Below are 21,568 nucleotides of genomic sequence, written 5' to 3'. Positions count from 1 at the left end.
ATGTCTTACGGATCCTCAGATATAAAAAAACCCGCCAGCGGCGGGTTTTTTTTCACACTGTCAATCAAGCATTTTTCTTCGCTTTCTTGTCAGCCTTTACAACTGCGGGGATGTCAACTTTTACGGCAGCGACATCGCTTTCAGTGAAGTTACGACCGTAATAGGTATCCAGCAGGATCTGTTTCAGTTCGGAAATCAGTGGGTAGCGCGGGTTAGCACCAGTACACTGGTCATCGAATGCATCTTCAGACAGCTTATCTACGTGAGCGAGGAAGTCAGCTTCCTGAACGCCTGCTTCGCGGATAGATTTAGGAATACCCAGTTCAGCCTTCAGGCTTTCCAGCCATGCCAGCAGTTTCTCAATCTTCGCTGCAGTACGGTCGCCCGGTGCGCTCAGACCCAGGTGGTCTGCGATTTCAGCGTAGCGACGACGAGCTTGCGGACGGTCGTACTGGCTGAATGCAGTCTGCTTGGTTGGGTTGTCGTTGGCGTTATAGCGGATAACGTTGCTGATCAACAGGGCGTTCGCCAGACCGTGAGGAATGTGGAACTGTGAACCCAGCTTGTGCGCCATGGAGTGACAGACACCCAGGAAGGCGTTAGCAAATGCAATGCCCGCGATGGTTGCCGCACTGTGTACACGTTCACGAGCTACAGGGTTTTTCGCACCTTCGTTGTAAGAAGCTGGCAGGTTTTCTTTCAGCAGTTTCAGTGCCTGTAAAGCCTGACCGTCAGAGAACTCAGAAGCCAGTACGGAAACGTAAGCTTCCAGGGCGTGAGTTACCGCATCCAGACCACCGAACGCACACAGTGATTTCGGCATTTCCATGACCAGGTTGGCGTCAACGATAGCCATATCTGGCGTCAGTGCGTAGTCAGCCAGCGGATATTTCTGACCCGTTGCGTCATCAGTCACAACAGCAAATGGCGTCACTTCTGAACCGGTACCGGAAGTGGTGGTGACGGCGATCATTTTCGCTTTCACGCCCATTTTCGGGAACTTGTAGATACGTTTACGGATATCCATAAAGCGCAGCGCCAGTTCTTCGAAGTGGGTTTCCGGATGCTCGTACATGACCCACATAATTTTCGCGGCGTCCATTGGGGAACCGCCACCCAGTGCGATGATCACATCAGGTTTGAAGGAGTTAGCCAGTTCAGCGCCTTTACGTACAACGCTCAGGGTTGGGTCAGCTTCAACTTCAAAGAAGACTTCAGTTTCGACGCCAGACGCTTTCAGAACAGAGGTGATCTGGTCTGCATAGCCATTGTTGAACAGGAAACGGTCAGTCACGATGAGCGCACGTTTGTGGCCATCAGTAATCACTTCGTCCAGCGCGATTGGCAGAGAGCCGCGGCGGAAGTAGATAGATTTCGGAAGTTTGTGCCACAACATGTTTTCAGCTCGCTTAGCAACGGTTTTCTTGTTGATCAGGTGTTTTGGACCAACGTTTTCAGAGATGGAGTTACCACCCCAGGAACCACAACCCAGAGTCAGGGAAGGTGCGAGTTTGAAGTTATACAGGTCACCGATACCACCCTGAGAAGCAGGGGTATTGATCAGAATACGTGCCGTCTTCATCTTCTGACCGAAGTAAGCAACACGCTCTGGCTGGTTATCCTGGTCGGTGTACAGGCAAGAGGTGTGGCCGATACCGCCCATCGCCACCAGCTTCTCTGCTTTTTCTACCGCGTCATCGAAATCTTTCGCACGGTACATTGCCAGTGTCGGGGACAGTTTTTCGTGAGCAAACGGCTCACTTTCATCAACGACTTTTACTTCACCAATCAGAATCTTGGTGGTAGCAGGGACGCTAAAGCCGGCGAGTTCAGCGATTTTATACGCTGGCTGACCTACGATAGCTGCGTTCAGTGCACCATTTTTCAGAATCACGTCCTGAACGGCTTTCAGTTCTTTACCTTGCAACAGGTAGCCGCCGTGGCTGGCGAAACGTTCACGAACGGCGTCGTATACCGAATCAACCACGACAACAGACTGTTCAGATGCACAGATAACGCCGTTATCGAAGGTTTTCGACATCAGCACAGAGGCAACTGCACGCTTGATATCTGCCGTTTCGTCGATCACAACAGGGGTATTACCTGCGCCTACGCCGATGGCTGGTTTACCGGAGCTGTATGCTGCTTTAACCATACCAGGACCGCCGGTCGCCAGGATTAAGTTAATGTCCGGGTGATGCATCAGGGCGTTGGACAGTTCAACAGAAGGCTGGTCGATCCAACCGATCAGATCTTTTGGCGCACCCGCAGCAATGGCAGCCTGAAGCACGATATCTGCTGCTTTGTTTGTGGCGTCTTTCGCACGTGGATGCGGGGAGAAAATGATTGCGTTACGTGTTTTCAGACTGATAAGAGATTTGAAGATGGCGGTAGAGGTTGGGTTAGTGGTTGGAACGATACCGCAAATAATGCCGATGGGTTCAGCGATAGTGATGGTGCCAAAAGTGTCGTCTTCTGACAGCACACCGCAGGTTTTCTCATCTTTATAGGCGTTGTAGATATACTCTGAAGCAAAGTGGTTTTTGATCACTTTATCTTCAACGATACCCATACCGGATTCGGCTACGGCCATTTTAGCGAGAGGGATTCGAGCATCTGCAGCAGCCAGAGCGGCCGCGCGGAAGATTTTATCAACCTGTTCTTGGGTGAAATTGGCATATTCACGCTGGGCTTTTTTCACGCGCTCGACGAGGGCGTTCAGTTCAGCGATATTGGTAACAGCCATAATGCTCTCCTGATAATGTTTAAACTCTTTTAGTAAACCAGCGCTCGATACGTCTGACAGTATAGTCAGAGCCGATCCCACTTGCGTAACACACAGTAAAACAAAGGATTACTCACTGCTTCCGCTCACTAATTTACTAAAAGAGCCTTACCTTAGCATCATACCTTTTTGATAGGTGATCTCCCTGGCGGCGTAACCAAGATTACTCACTTCTGAGTACGAAAATTATGATCAAGATCAATTTTGTCCTAAGCTGATACCTTTCAGCAGGGTTATTTTGTGCTAATTATTCCAGTGTTAAATAATTAAGTAACTATTGGAAGTGGCGCTATCATTGAGTATACAAATGTTTAACATCATGAATTGATAACGTTTTAGAACAGATTTCTGGTGAAGTGTGCGGCTAAAAAGCGTATCTTCAGCGCGGATTTATCATTACACGCTGTCTCTCCCTGACCATGCTCAATTGCGGAGCTTAATGTGATTCAAACGCTCTTTGATTTCCCTACATATTTCAAGTTTTTTATTGGCTTGTTTGCCCTGGTCAACCCGGTAGGGATTATCCCTGTCTTCATCAGTATGACCAGCTATCAGACAGCCGCCGCGCGAAATAAAACCAACCTGACGGCAAACCTGTCGGTGGCGATTATCTTGCTTACGTCTCTTTATCTGGGGGACGCCATTCTTCAGGTCTTCGGCATCTCGATTGATTCGTTCCGAATAGCAGGCGGGATCCTGGTGGTGACGATTGCCATGTCGATGATCAGCGGCAAGCTGGGGGAGGATAAACAGAATAAGCAGGAAAAATCAGAGACAGCTATCCGCGAGAGCATCGGCGTGGTGCCACTGGCACTGCCGCTGATGGCGGGCCCGGGGGCAATCAGCTCTACCATTGTATGGGGAACACGCTATCACAGCCTGATGCACCTGATTGGCTTCTCTGTCGCCATTGCCCTGTTCGCACTTTGCTGCTGGGGCGTATTTCGTATGGCGCCATGGCTGGTTCGCTTGCTGGGACAAACGGGCATAAACGTGATTACCCGTATCATGGGTCTGTTGTTAATGGCGTTAGGCATCGAATTTATCGTTACCGGTATAAAAAGTATATTCCCCGGATTAGTACACTGACTTTCGTTTGAAAGAGCGGAGCCAGCGGCTCCGTTTTTTTACGTGAATATCAGCAAATCATATAAATAAAGTTGAAATACGCACCAGCCATAATAAGTTCTACTAATAACCCTCTTTTGTTGATTTTCAAGAGGTTGTTTATTTTCAGTTTGCTTCTCTGCCCATAAATCCTTCAAACGCTCTGTTATTTTACTCACATGATACTCTGGGGCTTGCTGACAGATAACCGAAATGATATTAGTAATTTCGACGCTGACCCAGACGAATGTGCTAAATAATAACCAGATGTTAAATTTTCGTGAAAAATCGTTCGAATTTGTCATGTCATCGCACCAGTCACGAGAGAACTCTACAACTGAATGTATTGTAAGGGTTTTACTTGTTTTTGGCGTGAAAGGTGGTCGGCGGCATAGCTACGCCTGACTCCGTAAAAGAGAAATGCTTAACAAATTTGCAAAATGTATTGGCGAGAGTTGGCACCATTTGGTACTTTCCGGCCTTATATTTTGCGGCATTAAACAAGTTGATGAGAACTATTTTCATATAGACCTCACTTAAGCTTTCCAGCACACCTCACTGACAGGGGAGAGGTGTAAAGAATCGACGCAAGATCGCCGTACGAGCGGTCAGTAATAATGAAGTCGATGATAGCAAGAAGTAAAAAAAGAACCTGACAGCAGCAAAAAAAACTCCTGCGCTGTACAGGCCCCAACAGGGGATTACACAACTGGCGAAGGCCAGTCATAATAATGAGTGGAGTATCAACACAATGTCCATCATCACAAAAAAAAGTCTGGTAGCGGCGGGGATTTTAACTGCGCTAATCGCGGGCAACGCTGCAATGGCTGCGGACGTTCCTGCTGGTGTTCAGCTGGCTGAGAAGCAAACGCTGGTACGTAATAACGGTGCGGAAGTGCAGTCTCTTGATCCGCACAAAATTGAAGGTGTTCCAGAGTCTAACGTTAACCGCGATCTGTTTGAAGGTCTGCTGGTGACTGACGTAGACGGCCACCCGGCTCCGGGCGTGGCGGAAAAATGGGACAACAAAGATTTTAAAGTCTGGACCTTCCATCTGCGTAAAGATGCCAAATGGTCTGACGGTACGCCGGTTACCGCCGAAGATTTCGTCTATAGCTGGCAGCGTCTGGCGGATCCGAATACCGCCTCCCCGTACGCGAGTTACCTCCAGTATGGCCATATCGCCAATATTGATGACATCATCACGGGTAAAAAGCCAGTAACCGACCTGGGCGTAAAAGCCATCGATGCCAACACTTTTGAAGTGACGTTGAGCGAACCTGTTCCGTACTTCTATAAGTTGCTGGTTCACCCGTCCGTTTCTCCGGTACCAAAATCCGCGGTAGAAAAATTTGGTGAAAAATGGACGCAGCCTGCGAATATCGTGACCAACGGTGCATATAAGCTGAAGGACTGGGTCGTTAACGAGCGTATGGTGCTGGAGCGCAACCCGCAGTATTGGGATAATGCCAAGACGGTTATCAATCAGGTCACCTACCTGCCAATCTCTTCTGAGGTAACGGACGTAAACCGCTACCGCAGCGGCGAAATCGACATGACCTATAACAACATGCCGATTGAACTGTTCCAGAAGCTGAAAAAAGAGATCCCGAAAGAAGTTCACGTCGATCCGTATCTGTGCACCTACTATTATGAAATTAACAACCAGAAAGCACCGTTCACCGACGTACGTGTTCGTACCGCACTGAAGCTGGCTCTGGATCGCGACATTATCGTGAATAAAGTGAAGAATCAGGGCGACCTGCCGGCTTACAGCTACACCCCGCCTTACACCGACGGTATGAAGCTTGTTGAACCTGAATGGTTCAAATGGTCCCAGGAAAAACGTAACGAAGAAGCGAAAAAGCTGCTGGCTGAAGCGGGCTATACCGCCGACAAGCCGCTGACGTTTAGTCTGCTGTACAACACCTCCGATCTGCATAAAAAACTGGCTATTGCCGTCGCGTCAATCTGGAAGAAAAATCTCGGCGTGAACGTGAAGCTGGAAAATCAGGAATGGAAAACCTTCCTCGATACGCGCCATCAGGGAACCTTTGACGTGGCACGTGCAGGATGGTGTGCGGACTATAACGAACCGACCTCATTCCTGAACACCATGCTCAGCGACAGTTCGAACAATACCGCACACTATAAGAGCCCGGCGTTTGATAAGCTGATTGGCGATACCCTGAAAGTGGCAGATGACGCCCAGCGCGCCGATCTGTACGCGAAATCAGAACAACAGCTCGATAAAGACTCTGCGATCGTTCCGGTTTACTACTACGTTAACGCCCGCCTCGTGAAACCATGGGTAGGGGGTTATACCGGTAAAGACCCGTTGGATAATATTTCCGTTAAGAATCTTTATATTATCAAGCATTAATGGCAATACGTGGGGCGAGCGAGCTTGCCCCACTGTGTCTATTTTGTAACATTCATCAGGCACACGCCAGAAGGTACGGGCAATGTTGAAATTTATCCTGCGTCGCTGTCTTGAAGCGATTCCAACGTTATTTATTCTAATTACAATTTCCTTCTTTATGATGCGTCTTGCGCCGGGCAGTCCTTTTACCGGTGAACGCACGCTTCCGCCAGAAGTTATGGCCAACATCGAAGCGAAATATCATTTAAACGATCCTATCACTACGCAGTACTTCAACTATCTGAAGCAACTTGCACACGGTGATTTTGGTCCGTCATTCAAATATAAAGACTATTCCGTTAACGACCTGGTGGCGTCCAGCTTCCCGGTATCGGCTAAATTAGGGGCTGCTGCATTTATCCTGGCCGTTGTTCTCGGTGTCACTGCGGGCGTTATCGCTGCACTAAAACAAAATACCCGATGGGATTACGCCGTAATGGGGGTCGCAATGACCGGGGTGGTTATCCCCAGCTTCGTTGTCGCGCCGTTGCTGGTCATGATATTCGCGATAACCCTTAAATGGCTGCCCGGGGGCGGCTGGAATGGCGGGGCGCTGAAGTTCATGATATTGCCGATGGTGGCATTATCTCTGGCCTACATTGCCAGTATCGCCCGTATTACGCGTGGTTCAATGATTGAAGTCCTGCACTCGAACTTTATCCGTACCGCCCGAGCGAAAGGGTTGCCGATGCGCCGGATTATTTTCCGTCACGCTCTCAAGCCTGCACTGTTACCGGTGCTCTCCTATATGGGTCCTGCTTTCGTCGGCATTATTACGGGTTCAATGGTGATTGAAACCATTTATGGCCTGCCGGGCATCGGGCAGTTGTTTGTTAACGGGGCGCTTAACCGAGACTATTCGCTGGTGCTGAGCCTGACGATCCTCGTGGGCGCGCTGACCATTCTGTTTAATGCCGTTGTCGATGTGCTGTATGCCGTTATCGATCCGAAAATCCGTTACTAACTGGAGCACGCCATGATGTTGAGTAAGAAAAACAGCGAGGCGCTGGAAAACTTCAGTGAAAAGCTGGAGGTCGAAGGTCGTAGCCTTTGGCAAGACGCCCGCCGTCGTTTTATGCATAACCGTGCCGCCGTTGCCAGCCTGGTCGTGCTGGTGCTTATCGCGCTGTTCGTAACCCTGGCACCAATGCTCTCTCAGTTCACCTATTTCGATACGGACTGGGGCATGATGTCCAGCGCGCCGGATATGGAATCCGGGCACTATTTCGGTACCGACTCCTCCGGGCGTGATTTGCTGGTGCGTGTGGCGATTGGCGGCCGTATCTCCCTGATGGTTGGCATCGCAGCGGCGCTGGTGGCGGTAATTGTCGGCACACTTTACGGTTCGCTTTCCGGTTACCTCGGCGGGAAAGTGGACTCCGTGATGATGCGTATGCTTGAAATCCTGAACTCCTTCCCGTTCATGTTCTTCGTCATTCTGCTGGTGACCTTCTTTGGTCAAAATATCCTGCTGATCTTCGTGGCGATCGGGATGGTGTCCTGGCTGGATATGGCGCGTATTGTGCGCGGCCAGACGCTGAGCCTTAAACGTAAGGAGTTTATCGAAGCCGCACAGGTTGGTGGCGTTTCTACCGCCAATATTGTGGTGCGTCATATCGTTCCTAACGTGCTGGGCGTGGTGGTGGTATACGCCTCCCTGCTGGTGCCAAGTATGATCTTGTTTGAATCTTTCCTGAGCTTCCTGGGATTAGGTACGCAAGAGCCGTTGAGTAGCTGGGGCGCTCTGTTAAGTGACGGCGCAAACTCCATGGAAGTGTCACCGTGGTTACTGCTGTATCCGGCGGGCTTCCTGGTCGTCACCCTGTTCTGTTTCAACTTTATCGGCGATGGCCTGCGTGATGCCCTCGACCCGAAAGACCGTTAAGGAGCGCCGTCATGACCATTATTGAAACGGCAACCGCGCCACAGGCGCAACAGCGGACCAGCGCACTGCTGGACGTTAAAGACCTCCGCGTGACGTTTAAAACCCCCGACGGTGATGTGACTGCCGTTAACGATCTCAACTTCGACCTGCGTGCCGGTGAAACGCTGGGCATTGTGGGCGAATCCGGTTCCGGTAAATCCCAGACCGCATTCGCGCTGATGGGCCTGCTGGCATCAAACGGCGTGATAGGGGGTTCGGCGACGTTTAACGGGAAAGAGATCCTGAATTTGCCGGAACATGAGCTGAACAAGCTGCGCGCCGAGCAGATTTCAATGATTTTCCAGGATCCGATGACCTCCCTAAACCCCTATATGCGGGTGGGTGAACAGCTGATGGAAGTGCTGATGCTCCACAAGGGGCTGGGCAAAGCCGAAGCGTTTGAAGAGTCCGTCAAAATGCTGGATGCGGTGAAAATGCCTGAGGCACGCAAGCGCATGCGCATGTATCCGCACGAATTCTCCGGCGGTATGCGCCAGCGCGTCATGATCGCGATGGCATTGCTTTGTCGGCCAAAACTGCTGATCGCTGATGAACCAACCACCGCCCTGGACGTGACCGTTCAGGCGCAGATCATGACGTTGCTGAACGAGCTGAAGCGCGAGTTCAACACCGCCATCATTATGATCACCCACGATTTAGGCGTCGTTGCCGGGATCTGCGACAAAGTGTTAGTCATGTATGCAGGCCGCACGATGGAATACGGTAATGCTCGCGATGTGTTCTACCAGCCAGCCCATCCGTACTCTATCGGGCTGCTGAATGCCGTTCCGCGTCTTGATGCGGAAGGGGAGTCGCTGCTGACTATCCCGGGTAACCCGCCAAACCTGCTGCGTTTGCCAAAAGGCTGCCCGTTCCAGCCACGCTGTCCGCATGCGATGGAAATCTGTAACAGCGCACCGCCGCTGGAAGCGTTTGCCCCAGGCCGTCTACGCGCCTGCTTTAAGCCGCTGGAGGAGCTGGTATGAACGCAATCGATGAAAAAAGAAATGTGCTGCTCGAAATCGCTGACCTGAAGGTCCATTTCGATATCAAAGACGGTAAACAGTGGTTCTGGCAGCCTGCCAAAACCCTGAAAGCGGTGGATGGCGTCACGCTACGCCTGTACGAAGGGGAGACCCTGGGCGTGGTGGGCGAATCCGGCTGCGGCAAGTCGACGTTTGCGCGTGCGATCATCGGCCTGGTGAAAGCCACCGACGGGAAAGTGGCCTGGCTTGGCAAAGATCTGCTGGGGATGAAGCCGGATGAATGGCGCAATGTGCGCAGTGATATCCAGATGATTTTCCAGGATCCTCTGGCGTCCCTGAACCCGCGTATGACCATTGGCGAAATCATTGCCGAGCCGCTGCGCACCTATCATCCGAAGATGCCTCGCCAGGAAGTTCGCGATCGGGTGAAAGCGATGATGCTGAAGGTGGGTCTGTTGCCTAACCTCATCAACCGCTACCCTCACGAGTTTTCCGGCGGTCAGTGCCAGCGTATCGGTATCGCACGCGCGTTGATCCTTGAACCGAAACTGATTATCTGTGATGAGCCGGTTTCGGCGCTGGACGTTTCCATCCAGGCTCAGGTGGTTAACCTGCTACAGAAACTGCAACGGGAAATGGGGCTGTCGCTGATCTTCATCGCCCACGATCTGGCGGTGGTAAAACACATTTCAGACCGTGTGCTGGTCATGTATCTGGGCCACGCCGTGGAACTGGGCACGTATGATGAGGTGTACCATAATCCGCTGCACCCTTATACCAAAGCGCTGATGTCTGCGGTTCCCGTTCCGGATCCCGATCTGGAAAAAAATAAAACCATTCAGCTTCTGGAAGGTGAACTGCCTTCGCCAATCAACCCGCCTTCAGGCTGCGTATTCCGTACGCGCTGCCCAATAGCCGGGCCGGAATGTGCAAAAACACGGCCGGTTCTGGAGGGCAGTTTCCGACATGCGGTTTCCTGCCTGAAAGTAGACCCGTTATAATCGCAAGGGCTGACATGATGTCAGCCCTTATTTTTTCGAGGTTAATGTGTCGCGATTATTCACGTCGGCCCGTCAGCGGCTTTATCACCTTTTATTTGATCCAGAAACGGTTTCCGGTCGCCGTTTCGAGGGTCTGTGTGGCTTATTTGCGCTGATTAGCGTCATTATTATCTTTATCGAATCCGGTGCCGGAACGCAGTACCACATGACGTATGAGGAGTGGCACGTTTTTGTCTGGCTGGAATTGATCGTCACGCTGGTGTTTACCGCAGAGTATGTGCTGAGGGTCATTAGCTGGCCAAATCCGGCGAAATACGTTTTCAGCTTCTGGGGATTTATTGATTTAGCCACTATCCTGCCGCTGTATGTCATGTGGCTGTGGCCTGAGATCAGCCTGAATTATGTGTTTGCCTGGCGCGCAATGCGGGCGATTCGTGTGTTACGAATTCTGAAGCTGCTGCGCTTTATGCCGTCGCTGAGGGTTTTTTGGGTCGCCATTGTCAGCGCCCGCCACCAGCTTATTCTCTTCTATTCATTTATTGCTATCGTGATGATCGTTTTTGGCTCCCTGATGTATTTAATCGAAGGGCCAAAATACGGGTTTACCACGCTTAATGCGTCGGTTTACTGGGCTATCGTCACGGTGACCACCGTGGGCTATGGCGATATTACCCCGCATACGCCGCTCGGACGTATTGTGGCATCGGTTCTTATCCTGATCGGTTATTCGGTGATAGCGATACCGACGGGGCTAATTACCACCCATATGAGCAGCGCCTTCCAGAACAGCAAGCAGCAACGCAAATGTCCGAATTGTCAGCAGGGAAATCATGAACCCGGGGCGCGGTTTTGTCACCGCTGTGGAAATGCCTTGCCGGATTAAATAAAAAAGGCTGCGCGGGCAGCCTTTTTTATTATTCGCGCCAGAGAATATGGCACAGCTTATGGTCTTTCTCGCGGCACAGCAGGACGCGGGCAAAGATGTCGTTAATTTCTCCGCCGTCTTCATCTGCCAGGCCAATTACCACCTCAGCGAAGAAGTCCGGGTTGAGATCAAAATCGACGTGTTCGGCCCAGTCTTCAGACGGATCGAACAGCTCAGCACCGCCACGCTCTTCAAATTGCAGGTTGAAAAGAATGACGTCAGCAGGGTCGAGATTATCGACCGCCAGCTCGAGAAAAATATCGTAGGCCTGTTCGAGCGTTTCGTCTTCGGTCAGGCGATTGTTCAGATCCATTTCCATGATGACTACCTGTTAAACATCGTTGGGCACGTTTTACAGCAACGGACTAAAGAAGTAAAACAGTCGTTCGGCAATTCGCTGCCACAGCGGACGTTTCGCCCACAGTCTGGCGTCCAGCAGGCGTGAGCGGGAGATATAATCATCCTGAACCGCCGCCAGATCGCCGCCGAAACCGGCGTCATCAATGACCAGCGTAATTTCAAAATTCAGCCACAGACTGCGCATATCGAGGTTGACGGTACCCACCAGGCTCAGCTCTCCGTCTACCAGCACGCTCTTGGTGTGTAACAGACCGCCTTCGAACTGATAGATTTTAACGCCCGCGGCCAGCAGCTCACTAAAGAACGCGCGACTTGCCCACCCGACCAGCAGCGAATCGTTCTTGCGCGGCATAATAATGCTCACATCCACTCCGCGCTGTGCCGCTGTACAGATGGCGTGCAGAAGGTCGTCGCTGGGGACGAAATAGGGCGTGGTCATGATCAGATATTCCCGCGCGGAGTACGCGGCGGTAAGCAGTGCCTGATGGATCAGATCTTCCGGGAAGCCAGGACCGGAGGCGATAGTGTGGATAGTGTGCCCGCTGGCTTCCTCAAACGGCATGATATTGCCATCCGGCGGCGGGGGAAGAATGCGTTTACCGGTTTCAATTTCCCAGTCGCACGAATAGACGATGCCCATAGAGGTTGCCACCGGGCCTTCCATGCGAGCCATCAAATCGATCCATTGCCCCACGCCAGAATCCTGTTTAAAGAAGCGGGGGTCGACCATGTTCATGCTGCCGGTGTAGGCGATATAGTTATCGATCAGGACCATTTTCCGGTGCTGACGAAGATCCATGCGGCGCAGAAAGACGCGCATAAGATTCACTTTCAGCGCCTCGACCACCTCGATACCGGCGTTGCGCATCATGCCTGCCCACGGGCTACGGAAAAAGGCCACGCTGCCGGCGGAGTCCAGCATCAGGCGGCAGTGGATACCGCGACGTGCAGCGGCCATCAGCGATTCGGCGACCTGGTCCGCCATGCCGCCCGGCTGCCAGATATAAAACACCATCTCGATATTATGCCGGGCGAGCTGGATATCACGGATCAGCGCCTGCATCACGTCATCGGAAGAGGTCATCAGTTGCAGCTGATTGCCTTTTACCCCAGCAATGCCCTGGCGGCGTTCGCACAGCTTGAACAAAGATGCGGCCACGCTGCTGTTCTCTTCGGCGAAGATATGCTTGCAGGCTTTAAGGTCGGCAAGCCATTTTGCCGTGGAGGGCCACATGGCACGGGCGCGTTCGGCCCGGCGTTTACCCAGATGAAGTTCACCGAAAGAGAGATAGGCGATGATGCCCACCAGCGGCAGAATGTAGATAATCAGAAGCCAGGCCATGGCGGAAGGTACCGCTCTGCGTTTCATCAGAATGCGCAACGTCACCCCGGCAATTAACAGCCAGTATCCTAAAATGACCAGCCAACTCACCACGGTGTAGAAGGTTGTCATAAATAAAAAATCCTTTTGAAAGCGTATTGTTATGAGTTTACGCATCAGGATTCATCTGGCAAATAAAAACGGCAGATAAAAGCGCTGGTTTGCCGCCTGCTTAAGCATATAATGGCATCTCTGTTAGAGAAAGAGTTGTAGACATGAAGCGCAGTAGAACTGAAGTAGGGCGCTGGCGCATGTTGCGACAGGTGAGTCGTCGTAAGGCTCGTTGGCTGGAAGCACAATCCCGCCGCAATATGCGTATCCACGCCATCAGAAAATGTGGCCTGAACAGACACCGTAACGCGCTGCTGTTCGCGGTCCAGGATATCTGAAAAGCATGAGGGGCACCGTAAAGGTGCCCATTAAACATCCAGACTATCAATTTTTGCAGTCTCCTCCCGTCTGCTTTCCACGATATACTACGTCCCCATAACGTCATGATATTAAAAGATGAATCCTTATCTCTGGATTTTTATTGCACTTTTGGCGCTGGATGCGCTCAGGGAAGGTTTAGGACTTTCGTCATTTTCCTCATTGGCAGATTATGTTTTTGCGTGGGGAATACATTGGCTTTATTAAAGGAAAAAAGGATGAACGTAAAAGTGATGGCAGCACTCTTCGGGATTGCAGTATTAAGCGGTTGTGCCAGTAGCAAAACCTCACCCGAACGGCACGCGTTTTATTTCGTGTCGCATCAGTCCAGCTTTACTGGCGGCAATTACACCTCCAGCGTGCAGAAAAATTATCACCTGAACGTAGCGCAGTTCCGCGAGCTTTATGCCCGGGGCAAAGCTGACCGTGCGGAAGGGCGGACTCAGGCTGAAGCCAGTGAATACGCGCAAAGCATTCGCGATCAGCTGAAAGAAAATGCGAAGTCGCAGGAATTGTACGCAGGCAACGCGAAGGATAAATGGTCTTCGGACATGGACAGTAAAGACGCCATATTATTTGGTAACGAACTGGCCGCGACTTATCTTGATGGCTATAACGGCGTACAATAGCGCAACTGATTCAGGGGATACCGTTATTACCGGTATCCCCGCTGTTTTTGAGCAAAAGGAGTGAGACGTGTTTGCGGAGTTTGGTGTATTGAATTTCTGGACCTATGTTGTCGGCGCATTTTTTATCGTGCTGGTTCCAGGACCGAACACCTTGTTTGTGCTGAAAACAGGGATTGGCCACGGCGTTAAGAAAGGCTATCTGGCAGCCACCGGTGTGTTTATTGGTGATGCCGTGCTGATGTTTCTGGCCTGGGCGGGCGTCGCCGCGTTGATCCAGACCACTCCGGTGTTATTTAATATTGTCCGCTATCTTGGGGCGTTTTATCTGCTGTGGCTCGGCGGAAAAATGCTCTGGTCCGTTATGACACGTCAAAAAAATGCGCACGAAAGTAGCGCCGAACCGGCAAGCGCGATCCTTAAGCGTTCGCTGGTGCTGAGCCTGACGAACCCGAAAGCGATTCTCTTTTACGTATCGTTCTTCGTGCAGTTCATTGATGTCAATGCGAAGAATACCGGCACGTCGTTCCTGATCCTCGCCACAACGCTTGAGCTGATCAGCTTCATGTACATGAGCTTCCTGATTTTCTCAGGCGCGTTTGTCACGCGTTACCTGAAAACCAAAAAGAAACTGGCGAAGCTGGGGAACGGGTTGATAGGCCTGCTGTTTGTTGGATTTGCGGCTAGGCTGGCGTCGCTGCACTGAATGAAGAAAAGGCTCCCGAGGGAGCCTTTCATTTCAGAACACTTTTTTATACGGGCGAACCGCGACTTTCTCGTACACGCCGGCTGCGACGTACGGGTCTGCTTCTGCCCAGGCCTGCGCGGCTTCCAGAGATTCAAACTCGGCAATCACCGTGGAGCCGGTAAAACCCGCTGCTCCCGGATCGTTGCTGTCAACGGCAGGCATCGGGCCTGCGGTCAGCAACCGACCTTCATCCTGTAGCAGCTGTAAACGCGCCAGATGGGCAGGGCGAACGGAAAGACGTTTTTCCAGAGAATCAGGTACATCTTCAGCGTAAATCACATAAAGCACGGCAGAGCTCCTTAACCGGTAAAAGTGACATTTACGTTATGTGAAAGCACAAATGACTGCAATGTAAAGATAATAACAATGTTAAAACCCTGATCTGGATGCCCCTTTTTTGCCCTCTTATACGCTTAAATTGCGCCAGGACAAAGTGTCTTATTGAATATGATTGCTATTTGCATTTAAAATCGAGGTTCGGTTTTTTAACGTTGATGATTATGACTTCGATGACCCTTGATTTACCTCGCCGCTTTCCATGGCCGACGCTGCTTTCCGTCGTTATTCACGGTGCTGTCGTGGCGGGTCTGCTCTATACCTCGGTTCATCAGGTTATTGAAATGCCAGCGCCAGCGCAGCCAATTTCTGTGACCATGGTATCGCCCGCGGATCTTGAACCGCCGCAGGTTGCGCCGCCGCCGCCACAGCCCGTTGTTGAACCCGAGCCGGAACCCGAGCCGATTCCTGAACCGCCAAAAGAAGCGCCGGTGGTGATCCATAAGCCAGAGCCGAAACCTAAGCCGAAGCCAAAACCCAAGCCGGTCAAAAAGGTGGAAGAGCGTCCGAAACGCGAAGTGCGTCCGGTTGAGCCACGCACCACGCAGCCGGTTGAAAATGCCGCCCCGTCACGTCCGCTGATGAGTAACACCACGACCGCGACAAAACCGACGGTAACGGCGCCAGCGGGCCCGCGCGCGCTGAGCCGTAACCAGCCGCAGTATCCGGCACGTGCTCAGGCGTTACGTATTGAAGGGCGTGTACGGGTGAAATTCGACGTTACGGCTGATGGACGTGTGGATAACGTGGAAATCCTGTCCGCACAGCCGGCGAATATGTTTGAACGCGAAGTTAAATCGGCCATGCGCAGGTGGCGTTATGAAGCCGGTAAACCCGGCAATGGGTTGATTGTAAATATTGTCTTCCGCCTGAACGGCGGGGCACAGATGGAATAAAAGAAGCCTCCGCAAGGAGGCTTTTTTTTACCTGAGGATCAGCTCCGTGGGAGCTGGCGGGGCTTACCGTCGCTATCCACTGCCACGTAGATGAACAGGGCCTCCGTCGCCTTATAGCGCTGACCAATCGGTTCAGAAGAGACTTTTTTCACCCATACTTCAATGTTAATGGAGATAGACGTATTGCCGCGTTTTACGCAGCGTGCGTAACAGCACACCACGTCCCCCACCGCGACGGGGCGCAGAAAGGTCATGCCATCGACCCGGACGGTTACCACGCGCCCGTGTGCAATCTCTTTTGCCAGGATTGCACCGCCCATATCCATCTGCGACATTAACCAGCCACCAAAAATATCGCCATTGGCATTCGTATCCGCAGGCATTGCCAGTGTGCGTAAAACCAGTTCGCCCTGTGGGGCGTCATTTGTTGTCATTGTTTTTAAACTCGTAACTGAAGACTTCAGGCGGGATGCTACTATGATTTCTGGCTGGAGAGAATAGGGTTAGCGCCCGCAGCGCGGGCGCCTGAAGGTCAGAAGGACATGGTTACGCCAGCGTAATAGGCGCGGCCCGGTTCGTTATAGGTAGATGCACCGTCATTTTCACGGTAAATCTGCTTGTCAAAGAGGTTGCTGATGCCGGCGTTCAGGCGCAGGTTTTTGGTCAGCTGATAGTTACTGCCGATACCCACGATGGAATACGCGCCGATCTCTCTGTTGGACATCGCATTTTCCTCTTTGCGGATTTCAGCGTTTTCTCTGGGCTTCTGGTGGCCGTACATCGTCCAGCTTACGTTGGCTGAAAGCTTGCTGTTAACCTCCCAGTCCAGCATGGTGTTGACGGTATATTTGGGGATAATCGACAACGGATTACCGGTGTCTTTACTTTCAGACTGAATCATATACGTCGCATTAGTACGCCAGGTTAGCGTGTCGCGAATAACAGGGACGGTTAGGTTGCCTTCCAGACCTTCAACAACGGCCTTACCGCCGTTCTCCCATTGCAGGATATTTGCGCCGCTGCTTGTCTGCCCCAGCACATCCGTTCCTGAAACGATCTTGTTTTTGTAATCATTGCGGAACCAGGTAATTCCAGCCTCGTAGCCTTCCAGGGCAAAGGCCAGGCCGATCTCTTTGTTCACGCTGATTTCCGGATCCAGATCCGGGTTACCTAACAGATAACAGCTTCCTTCGGAAACGTTATTCGGGCAGCCATTGCCGCGGGTGGAAAGCAGATAGCCTTCGCTGGATTGATACAAGTTTGGCGCTTTAAATACCCGAGCGATACCCGCTTTAACCTTGAACATGTCACCCAAATCCTGAGAGAGGTTCAGGCTCGGACTCCAGTTGCTGCCAAATTGATTGTGATAATCAAAGCGGAGCCCTGGGATCAGGTTGGTGCCCTGACGCGCTTCAATATTGTCCTCAAGATAGATGCCGGTGAGGTCAGCGCTGTTTTTGCTGTTGCGCTCAGAAGCCGTGCCGGGAACGCCGTTAATCACTTCTCCCGACACATTTGTCGACTGCATTGAGGCCGGATCGTTCAGTTCATCACGGTTCCATTCTGCACCCACGGTTAGCGTCTGTTCGACCAGCCAGAAGAAAGGAATGTTCAGTTCACCCGTTGAACGGTATGATTCCAGCCGGCTGGTATCGTATTTATCGCTATTGATCATCCCTTCAACTTTGCCCGTAGAGCCTTCTTCCAGTCGGGTGTTGTTGGTCTTTTCATAATAAACCCCGAACTTTGACTGACCCCAGTCCCAGATGCCGTTGTGCGTAATGCCATAAGACTGGCGGTACATTCGGTTGGTTTCGTGTCCATACAGGGACGACACCAGACCGTCAGGGCTGACGTTGCTGTTGCTGTATTGAGTATCACCCGCGTAGATATTGCCCTGGCGGCTGTAGCTGTAGTCGAAATCGATAATCTGCTGTGGCGTGAGTTTCCAGGAGAGCAGGGCATTAATGTCCTTGTTACGTACGCCCTCTCGCCCGGCGGCGTAAGAGCCGTTTTGCGCGGTGTTGATGTCCTGAGCATCTGCGTCGGTTTTGTTGATGTTCCCGTACAGGCGCATCGTTAACGCATCGCCCGCGAGGGGGCCGCTCAGATCAAAATTAGCGCGTTTCGTCGCCCCCTCTTTATCATTTTCAGGCTGGTTAGTGTACAGGGAGAGGGAGCCGTGCCAGTCGTTGGACGGGCGTTTGGTAATGATGTTGACGACGCCGCCGGCAGCCCCCGAACCATAGCGGGCGGCAGCTGGTCCCCGGAGCACTTCAATACGCTCAACCATCTCTGGCGGAACCCAGTTGGTGTCCCCGCGGGTGTCGCGCTCCCCGCGCCAGCTGTAGCGCACCGAGTTACGTGACGTCACCGGCACACCGTCAATCAGAATCAGCGTGTTCTCTGGCCCCATACCGCGGATGTCGATCTGACGGTTGTTACCACGACTGCCTGTCGCGCTGTTTCCGGTGAGGTTAACCCCGGGCATTTTGCGAATAATTTCCGAAAGATCGTTAACCGGTGGATCCTTTTCTATGTCCTTTGCCGTGATGATGGAAACCCCCGGCTGTTGCTTTAGGGCCTCTTCAGCGGTTGCCTGAACGACCATTGTTTCACCATCGGCGAGAGGATCTTCCGCTGCGTGCGCGCTCTGGTATAGCGTTGAAAGAATGGCGAGCGTAAGTGTAGCCGGGGCAAATCTTATTATGTTATTCATCAACTCATTTCCATTTGTTAAAAATGCGATGAAGAATATTAATGATAGTGATTCTCATTACAATAAAGCGACAGCAATCTCCATAAAATCTTCATGATTCAGACATTTTCGCAGGAAGGTTGTGGAGAAAAGGGAAGGCGGGAAAAGAGGCCAGACCGCGTGACGATCTGGCCAGAAGGATCAGTGCTTGTCATCCTGCGGCATGTGGCGATAAATATAAACGCCGCTGAGCAGGGTGAAGATAAGGGTCAGCGCCGTCAGGCCAAACACCTTGAAGTTGACCCAGATATTCTGCGGCAGCCAGAATGCGATATAGATATTCGCCAGACCACACAGAATAAAAAATAGCGCCCAGGCGATATTCAGACGCCCCCACACAGCCAGCGGCAGCGTCAGTTCTTTCCCCAGCATGCGCTGGATCAGCGGCTTCTTCATCACCCACTGGCTGATGAGCAGCGCGCTCGCAAACAGGCCGTAAATCACTGTGACCTTCCATTTGATAAATTCATCATTGTGGAAGAACAACGTCAGACCACCAAACACCGCCACCATCAGGAAAGTGATGAGCGCCATCTTTTCAACTTTGCGATAGCGAACCCAGCTGTAAATCAGCACCACAGCCGTTGCCACAATCAACGCCAGCGTGCCGGCATAGATGTCGTACAACTTATAAAAAGCGAAAAATACGATCAGCGGTAAAAAATCAAGAAACTGCTTCATTCTGCGATCCCGGTTACTGACGAATTAACATGTACAGGCGGAACAAATAGACCAGCAGTACAGCTGAAATCAGATTGCTCAGCGTATTGGCGACAACCGCGCCGACGTTTGGCGTTAATACCGCAAAATTCGGCGCAAACAGCAACAGTAGAGTCTTGGCCAGCAACCAGCTGATAACGGCCGGGGCGACCAGACGCATATTCGCCCACGCGAGCCTTATACTGCTGCGCATGGCGGTGAAAATACCCATTTTGTCCTGCACAACCATTACTGGCGCAAATGAAAGCACGATAGCCAGCAGCACGCCCGGAACGACAACCAACATTATCCCCATCTGGACCAGCAGCGTAGTCAGGAAGATGAGGATAAACAGTTTCGGCAGCACCGGAGCACTGGCCCCGATGGCACGTAACGCGCTGACGCGTTGGCCGGCAGACACCAGCTGGATCATCAGCAACACGCCACCTGCCAGAATGGCGTTGCCGATTAGCCCCGAGAAGGTAGATGCCGCAGATGCACGCAGCAAGATTTGCTGTTGCTCTGGCGTCATATTCTGCACAAGGTCAAATAACCCTGCGCTGCCTGCAAGATGATCCCCCTGGCTCAGCGAGGCAATCTGTTCATCACTGGGTGAGAACGCATGACCCAGCACCACCGTAATGAAGGCGCACAACAACGCGATCAGTAAAAAAGTAACGAACTGATTGCGGAAAAAATTTCCCGTGTCACGGTAGACAGACTTCGCCGTGATAGACATGCACTCTCCTTGAGTATTGCAGGTGTTAATTAGCCGGCAATTGTACACCGGATAACACGCTGGTGGCAGCATCAAGGCTTGTATGGAAAAGCATATCTTTGTAAAGCGGCGGTAATCCATAGCGGGCGCGGGCGCGATTGCATGCCTCATTGACCTGCCCATCCTCTCCCGACATCGCGAAAGTGCGGCACGGGCTGGGGCGATCCGCGTAAATGGAACAGCGGGTGGATACCCCAGGTTCACCTTGCAGTGCCACACAGCGGCTCTGTTTTTGGTTGGTGCCGCGCATGCAACGCAGGAAAGGGGTCAAGGGTTCAGTGAGATCAACCGGAACGGTGCCGCCGCCATCGCTGGCTTCAGCCCAGTAGAAAGAGACTCGAAAATACGCACAACAGGCTCCGCACGTCATGCACGGGTTATGATCACTCATGGCACACCTGCAAAAGTAGAACGCATCAAATCAGATTGTGAGAGCGATAAATTATCCAGCCGCTACAGGAAGCGCAAGAGAGGAAAAACAGAAAATTTTGTAACTATGAAATGCCAAAAATTGACGCGGCAACAACTTATTGCTTTATGAGGCGTCACCAAAAATTAACCTAGATCAATGAATGTTAACTTACTGGTTTTAATGTGATCTGTGTTAGATCACTTATTACTCATTTGTGAGTATATTCTCCTCCGCAATTAAAACCACAACGATGGAGCGGATATGAAAAAATTAGCGGTGGCAGCCCTTATCTTAAGCAGTCTCTCTGGCGGCGCGTACGCGCATGAAGCAGGTGAATTCTTTATTCGTGCCGGTTCGGCAACGGTGCGTCCAACGGAAGGTTCCGACAATGTACTGGGTATGGGCGGGTTTAACGTTAGCAATAACACCCAGTTAGGCCTGACATTCACGTATATGGCTACGGATAACATTGGCGTTGAGCTTCTGGCCGCCACGCCATTCCGTCACCGCGTCGGTTTAGGGCCGACCGGGGACATTGCTACGGTGCACCATTTACCACCAACCCTGATGGCGCAGTGGTACTTCGGCGATTCCAGCAGCAAGTTACGCCCTTATATTGGTGCAGGCGTTAACTACACCACCTTCTTTGATGAGAAATTTAACGATACCGGTAAAGAGGCTGGGCTATCCGATCTCAGCCTGAAAGACTCATGGGGCATGGCGGGGCAGGTTGGTCTGGATTATCTGATTAACCGTGACTGGCTGATCAACGCCTCGGTCTGGTATATGGACATTGATACAGACGTGCGCTTTAAAGCTAGCGGTGAGCAGCAGAGTATCAGTACCCGTCTGGATCCGTGGGTATTTATGTTCTCAGCGGGTTACCGTTTCTGACAGAAGATATATCCCCGGTCAGCCGGGGATTGCTGTATGGTGGTTGTTCCACATACCTGGCTGGAGGGGATATCCCCAACATCAAATTTGAGTGTCCGGTT

22 protein-coding genes are annotated in these 21,568 nt (G+C 51.7%); 13 read left to right on the top strand and 9 right to left on the bottom strand.

Going from position 1 to position 21,568, the window contains the following annotated elements:
* Positions 1–64: 64 nt before the first annotated feature.
* Positions 65–2,746: a bifunctional acetaldehyde-CoA/alcohol dehydrogenase gene (gene adhE, locus HP459_RS00370; protein WP_022648353.1), complete on the bottom strand. Its 2,682-nt coding sequence runs from the start codon at positions 2,744–2,746 to the stop codon at positions 65–67.
* Between the two features lie 480 nt (positions 2,747–3,226).
* Here adhE and HP459_RS00365 point away from each other — a divergent pair, with 480 nt between their 5' ends.
* The 7 genes from HP459_RS00365 to HP459_RS00335 all read left to right on the top strand — a co-directional run bounded on the left by HP459_RS00365 (position 3,227) and on the right by HP459_RS00335 (position 11,108).
* A complete protein-coding gene (locus HP459_RS00365) occupies positions 3,227–3,874 on the top strand; it encodes a YchE family NAAT transporter (protein WP_017384236.1) in 648 nt (215 codons plus the stop codon).
* A 769-nt stretch (positions 3,875–4,643) separates the two neighbouring features.
* A complete protein-coding gene (gene oppA, locus HP459_RS00360) occupies positions 4,644–6,275 on the top strand; it encodes an oligopeptide ABC transporter substrate-binding protein OppA (protein WP_023300277.1) in 1,632 nt (543 codons plus the stop codon).
* Positions 6,276–6,357: 82 nt separating this feature from the next.
* Positions 6,358–7,278: an oligopeptide ABC transporter permease OppB gene (gene oppB, locus HP459_RS00355; RefSeq protein WP_003856738.1), complete on the top strand. Its 921-nt coding sequence runs from the start codon at positions 6,358–6,360 to the stop codon at positions 7,276–7,278.
* A 12-nt stretch (positions 7,279–7,290) separates the two neighbouring features.
* Entirely contained in the window at positions 7,291–8,199 is a 909-nt protein-coding gene (gene oppC / locus HP459_RS00350; protein WP_015570372.1) for an oligopeptide ABC transporter permease OppC, read from the top strand.
* Positions 8,200–8,210: 11 nt separating this feature from the next.
* Positions 8,211–9,224 (top strand): ABC transporter ATP-binding protein, encoded by a 1,014-nt coding sequence (locus HP459_RS00345; RefSeq protein ID WP_017384234.1) that lies wholly within the window; start codon positions 8,211–8,213, stop codon positions 9,222–9,224.
* Entirely contained in the window at positions 9,221–10,225 is a 1,005-nt protein-coding gene (gene oppF, locus HP459_RS00340) for a murein tripeptide/oligopeptide ABC transporter ATP-binding protein OppF (protein WP_022648351.1), read from the top strand. The genes HP459_RS00345 and oppF overlap by 4 nt, the downstream gene beginning before the upstream one ends.
* A 46-nt stretch (positions 10,226–10,271) precedes the next feature.
* Positions 10,272–11,108 carry an ion transporter gene (locus tag HP459_RS00335; RefSeq protein ID WP_003856745.1) on the top strand — a complete coding sequence of 279 codons (837 nt, stop codon included), beginning with the start codon at positions 10,272–10,274 and terminating at the stop codon, positions 11,106–11,108.
* Between the two features lie 31 nt (positions 11,109–11,139).
* Here HP459_RS00335 and HP459_RS00330 read toward each other — a convergent pair whose 3' ends face one another.
* Positions 11,140–11,469, bottom strand: a complete 330-nt coding sequence (locus HP459_RS00330) for an HI1450 family dsDNA-mimic protein (RefSeq protein WP_006810881.1) — start codon at positions 11,467–11,469, stop codon at positions 11,140–11,142.
* 33 nt (positions 11,470–11,502) lie between these two features.
* Positions 11,503–12,963 (bottom strand): cardiolipin synthase, encoded by a 1,461-nt coding sequence (cls, locus tag HP459_RS00325; protein ID WP_022648349.1) that lies wholly within the window; start codon positions 12,961–12,963, stop codon positions 11,503–11,505.
* Between the two features lie 143 nt (positions 12,964–13,106).
* Between cls and HP459_RS00320 the strand changes: the two genes are divergently transcribed.
* From HP459_RS00320 to leuE, 4 genes are all read left to right on the top strand, one after another.
* The gene (locus tag HP459_RS00320) at positions 13,107–13,280 is read left to right on the top strand and encodes a YciY family protein (RefSeq protein WP_017384232.1); all 174 of its coding nucleotides are present in this window, start codon (positions 13,107–13,109) and stop codon (positions 13,278–13,280) included.
* A 118-nt stretch (positions 13,281–13,398) separates the two neighbouring features.
* Entirely contained in the window at positions 13,399–13,527 is a 129-nt protein-coding gene (locus HP459_RS23715; RefSeq protein WP_209662595.1) for a KPN_01571 family protein, read from the top strand.
* Positions 13,528–13,538: 11 nt separating this feature from the next.
* A complete protein-coding gene (locus HP459_RS00315; RefSeq protein WP_022648348.1) occupies positions 13,539–13,949 on the top strand; it encodes an Exc2 family lipoprotein in 411 nt (136 codons plus the stop codon).
* 67 nt (positions 13,950–14,016) lie between these two features.
* Entirely contained in the window at positions 14,017–14,652 is a 636-nt protein-coding gene (leuE, locus tag HP459_RS00310; RefSeq protein ID WP_006810877.1) for a leucine efflux protein LeuE, read from the top strand.
* Positions 14,653–14,685: 33 nt separating this feature from the next.
* Here leuE and HP459_RS00305 read toward each other — a convergent pair whose 3' ends face one another.
* Positions 14,686–14,982: a YciI family protein gene (locus tag HP459_RS00305; RefSeq protein WP_032624111.1), complete on the bottom strand. Its 297-nt coding sequence runs from the start codon at positions 14,980–14,982 to the stop codon at positions 14,686–14,688.
* Positions 14,983–15,203: 221 nt separating this feature from the next.
* Between HP459_RS00305 and tonB the strand changes: the two genes are divergently transcribed.
* Positions 15,204–15,926, top strand: a complete 723-nt coding sequence (gene tonB / locus HP459_RS00300; protein WP_032622462.1) for a TonB system transport protein TonB — start codon at positions 15,204–15,206, stop codon at positions 15,924–15,926.
* Between the two features lie 38 nt (positions 15,927–15,964).
* Here tonB and yciA read toward each other — a convergent pair whose 3' ends face one another.
* The 5 genes from yciA to HP459_RS00275 form a co-directional block, all read right to left on the bottom strand.
* The gene (gene yciA, locus HP459_RS00295) at positions 15,965–16,360 is read right to left on the bottom strand and encodes an acyl-CoA thioester hydrolase YciA (protein WP_022648341.1); all 396 of its coding nucleotides are present in this window, start codon (positions 16,358–16,360) and stop codon (positions 15,965–15,967) included.
* A 98-nt stretch (positions 16,361–16,458) separates the two neighbouring features.
* Positions 16,459–18,645: a TonB-dependent siderophore receptor gene (locus HP459_RS00290; RefSeq protein ID WP_171935801.1), complete on the bottom strand. Its 2,187-nt coding sequence runs from the start codon at positions 18,643–18,645 to the stop codon at positions 16,459–16,461.
* Positions 18,646–18,825: 180 nt separating this feature from the next.
* Positions 18,826–19,365 carry a septation protein A gene (locus HP459_RS00285; protein WP_171935800.1) on the bottom strand — a complete coding sequence of 180 codons (540 nt, stop codon included), beginning with the start codon at positions 19,363–19,365 and terminating at the stop codon, positions 18,826–18,828.
* 13 nt (positions 19,366–19,378) lie between these two features.
* Positions 19,379–20,122: a YciC family protein gene (locus tag HP459_RS00280; RefSeq protein ID WP_023300270.1), complete on the bottom strand. Its 744-nt coding sequence runs from the start codon at positions 20,120–20,122 to the stop codon at positions 19,379–19,381.
* A 25-nt stretch (positions 20,123–20,147) separates the two neighbouring features.
* Positions 20,148–20,552 (bottom strand): YkgJ family cysteine cluster protein, encoded by a 405-nt coding sequence (locus tag HP459_RS00275; RefSeq protein ID WP_017384228.1) that lies wholly within the window; start codon positions 20,550–20,552, stop codon positions 20,148–20,150.
* A gap of 282 nt (positions 20,553–20,834) precedes the next feature.
* On the opposite strand from HP459_RS00275, the gene ompW reads away from it, so the two are divergent.
* Entirely contained in the window at positions 20,835–21,467 is a 633-nt protein-coding gene (gene ompW / locus HP459_RS00270) for an outer membrane protein OmpW (protein ID WP_023300268.1), read from the top strand.
* The last annotated feature ends 101 nt before the right edge of the window (positions 21,468–21,568 follow it).

This window comes from Enterobacter sp. CM29 (assembly GCF_013179605.1).
GTDB lineage: Bacteria > Pseudomonadota > Gammaproteobacteria > Enterobacterales > Enterobacteriaceae > Enterobacter > Enterobacter intestinihominis.
Note: the sequence above shows the minus strand (reverse complement) of the source record. Positions and strands in the feature narration are given on the sequence as shown.